We start from the raw sequence: 3,438 nt of genomic DNA, 5'->3' as shown, positions 1-3,438 counted from the left end.
TTCGCAACGCGCACGGATTGTAAGGCTATCAGACCGCACATTCCATTCCTTTTGCACAACAGAATAGAACCCTTGTTCGCTCAAAATCCACATAGATGGTTCTCCTCTCAGTGCTTGGTTTCGTGTTGGGCGTCATCAGAAGCGGCTTCTCGGCTGGATTGAGGACAGGATTCTAAAATCCCCGCGTCCATACCTTCGTCTACGACCTTGGACATGATGCCACTGAAATTCTGGCACAACTTCAGGACCGTTTGGGCTGCCAGTCCGACCGGAGCATATGGGAAACTGTAGTAGGCGTAGAGGCGATCTTTGCTGACTGAAAATTGCAGCATGATCTTGTCTTTGTTGGCTTTGTTGCAAAATTTCAGGGCATCCAGTTCATCGACGCCATCGGCAAGGTCGTGATAGCTCCACAGCACCAGCAGATGCCTATGGTCGTGAATTTTGACCCAGAAATTGTAATCGTGTCCCGTGACGTAGATGCCCTCGTGATGGTCAAAATCCACGGCACCCAGCGTCAAAAAATCTCGGATGGTATCGTCATTGATGTTTTCAGGTGAGATGGTTTCAAAGTCCATATGGTTCTCCATGGTGGTTGAAGGGAACGGCGACAGAAAGGCACAGCCAGAAAAGACTGCACGTTGAGTTGATGGTCATGTGTGTGAAGCTGCCATGCCGATGGTTTGACAGGCGGAGGGTCAGCTTGGGCTTGATTATACCACAGTCAGGCAAGGTCGTCCAAAGTGGCAGAATCCAGCGTCTTTCTAGTGGGTTAGTGAGGACGGTTGCGGCCTGCTGCCGCGATGCAAGGGCTTAATGCTTGGTAAAGGGCGCGTTTGCACCCGCTAGCCGCCTGAGGCATAACCGCAGTGCGATTTGACGCAGCGGGGGCAGTGCCGATCACATGGAATTGAACGATCTCTTCGCGCTTAAGGGCATAGACCCACGAAACGTCATCGCTCTCCGTCACCGGCCAACCGCTCAACTGTTGCAAGCGGCTCTACCGGTTTGGGCCGAGGAGAAGCCGAACCTGTTCAACCTTCACCAGCAAACGCAAGGACCTGCGCTTCAAAAGGCAATGTCCGGGTTGGTCGGTAATGGCTTCGTAGCATCATTCATTGGCCAGAACCCCGGCAAGGCGACGTTTGTTGGGCTCTATGAAATCGCTGGGTCACGCCCCATGGACCGAAAGAGCTATTGGGACATACCCGAACACCACGAACTCAAGGCGCACGGCAGTTTCAATTTTGGTTCTGACGACCCACGGGAATCGATTGAATTTTTCGATCTTGTGCAAACGGACTTCTATCAATCGTGGCGGGGGAAGCTCATCGTGGATTGGCCACCACCCGAGCGTTCTTGGTGGCGACGGTCAGAGCGCAACGCCATGCCTATCTCTGCCATCCTTGAGGAAAGCGCCTTCGTTTCAACTCTTCCGAGTTGGGATGCGGTCAACCTGAGCTGGCGGCAACTTAGCGGATTGCCTACCAGTTGGCGTATAGCCCTGTCACAATGGCGGGGAATCTATTTCATCCATGATGTGTCTGATGGCAAAGGCTACGTCGGCTCTGCTTCTGGCGAGGAAAATCTGTTTGGCCGCTGGAACTCGTATGCGGCAGGAGGAAACGCAGATCGCGCCCATGGTGGCAACAAGCTGCTGAAAGGGAGGGATCCCGAGAATTTTCGCTTTTCCATTCTGGAACTCCTCTCCCCATCTTCGAAAGAGGACGTGGGCAGGATTGAAAGTAGCTGGAAAGTGCGATTGCATACCCGTGCACCTCACGGTCTGAATGAAAACTAAAAAGATGCAACCGTGACCTGTCCGTACTGCGACTCTTCAAGAGTGAGGAAGGCTTCCGCAGTATATGAGGCCGGTACGAGACATTCGACCCGCCGCAACACTGGCCGTGGGGTGGGTGTGGGGTTTGGCAGAAAAACGAACAGGGGTGCAGCAGGCATCTTCGGCAGCAAGACTGTTTCAAAAAGCTCGACTCTAGCTGCTCAAAGGACTGACAAGGCGAGGATAGTTTGGTGGGGTCCTCAAGAGACCTTCGGGCTTTTTATAATCCTTTGCGTCATCCTCTACGCACTGAATGTCTTTGACCCCTTCACCAAAGCATTTTTCGTTTCAATCGCCGTCATGATCGGATGCCCGATAGTCACTGGCATTTACGCGCTCGAAGCGAACAAGGATTACAAATACCGCTGGTATTGCGATGCATGCGGTGGCCTGTGGACCGAAACTCCTCAGCCAGAACCCCTGTCAGCTCTAGATATGAGATTGGCCAAAGCCACCCATAGTCGTGCTGGTGCCAACATAAACTGGTCTGCTCTGCCTGCTGGGCAAGAGCGTGGCTCGGTGGAGTTGGTCGGGCGATGCAAGTGCGGTGAGGTCTTGATGTGGGAAGATTTCTGGACGCCAGATGACCTTATCAAATGCAAAGCCTGCGGTAGCGATCTGGGCAGATTTGGGGAACTGAAGGCCGAAGCAACTGAATTCGCTTATAATGTTGCGCGAAACACGCCGTAGCAGGGCCATTGCGACGCGCACTTTAGCCTGAATTTCGTATGACATGCTGAATGGCTGATCTGGTGACATTGAACCTCTTAGCCAGTTCACCATAGGATGCGCCTGCTATCTTCTCAGCCACAATGGCGACCTTGTCTGCGTCTGAGATGGTAGCTGGTCTTCCAAACTTCTTGCCGGATGCCTTTGCTCGTTCAATCCCAGCGTTGGTCCGCTCGATCAACAAATCTCTTTCCATCTGGCTGACTGCTGCAATCACTCCCATCGTCATCTTGCCAGCAGCACTGGTTAGATCGACACCGCCAAGAGCAAGACAATGGACCTTCACCCCCATCGAGGACAGTCTCTCTACGGTGGACATAACGTCAATTGCATTGCGGCCTAGCCGGTCGAGCTTGGTGACGATCAACACATCACCACGCTCAAGGCGGTCAACCAGCTTGGCAAAGCCTTCACGTTGGAATGCCGCGTGGGAACCAGAGACCGTTTCGGAAATCACCCTGTGCTCATCAACCGCAAAACCAGCAGCATGAATTTCGTGCAATTGGTTCAGGGTCGTTTGGCCGGACGTGGATACACGCAGGTAGGCAAAAATTCTGGACATAGACACCTCCTGCGTATCGAAAGAGGTGTATTATAATGCCGTCCGTATAAAATGTCAAAAAGCCTAGTTTCGATACATTCTCAGCTTAGGTGTATAAAACCGAACGATTGGGATACATGGGTCGCGCGAGAGAGAGATGAGCGGCAGCGGTATATCTGGTTTGCCGTCATGTAGCTATTGACTACAATGAAGCTTTGGGCTACATGCCCGCTATGAAGCCGATCAGCTACACACGACAGGCGCTGAAGGCCCTTCGCAAAATGCCCACCGATATGGCCCAGCGGATCATTGCTAAGATCGAGCAATA

The 3,438-nt window shown here is 52.6% G+C and carries 4 protein-coding genes; 2 read left to right on the top strand and 2 right to left on the bottom strand.

Going from position 1 to position 3,438, the window contains the following annotated elements:
- Positions 1–107: 107 nt before the first annotated feature.
- Positions 108–578 carry a hypothetical protein gene (locus G404_RS0117270; RefSeq protein ID WP_156906378.1) on the bottom strand — a complete coding sequence of 157 codons (471 nt, stop codon included), beginning with the start codon at positions 576–578 and terminating at the stop codon, positions 108–110.
- Positions 579–904: 326 nt separating this feature from the next.
- On the opposite strand from G404_RS0117270, the gene G404_RS0117265 reads away from it, so the two are divergent.
- Both G404_RS0117265 and G404_RS20525 read left to right on the top strand, forming a co-directional pair.
- Positions 905–1,801, top strand: a complete 897-nt coding sequence (locus G404_RS0117265; RefSeq protein ID WP_051280919.1) for a GIY-YIG nuclease family protein — start codon at positions 905–907, stop codon at positions 1,799–1,801.
- A 111-nt stretch (positions 1,802–1,912) separates the two neighbouring features.
- Positions 1,913–2,530, top strand: a complete 618-nt coding sequence (locus tag G404_RS20525; RefSeq protein WP_156906377.1) for a hypothetical protein — start codon at positions 1,913–1,915, stop codon at positions 2,528–2,530.
- Between the two features lie 22 nt (positions 2,531–2,552).
- Here G404_RS20525 and G404_RS0117260 read toward each other — a convergent pair whose 3' ends face one another.
- Positions 2,553–3,131 (bottom strand): recombinase family protein, encoded by a 579-nt coding sequence (locus G404_RS0117260; protein WP_028642159.1) that lies wholly within the window; start codon positions 3,129–3,131, stop codon positions 2,553–2,555.
- Between the last annotated feature and the right edge of the window lie 307 nt (positions 3,132–3,438).

Source organism: Novosphingobium acidiphilum DSM 19966 (genome assembly GCF_000429005.1).
GTDB lineage: Bacteria > Pseudomonadota > Alphaproteobacteria > Sphingomonadales > Sphingomonadaceae > Novosphingobium > Novosphingobium acidiphilum.
Note: the sequence above shows the minus strand (reverse complement) of the source record. Positions and strands in the feature narration are given on the sequence as shown.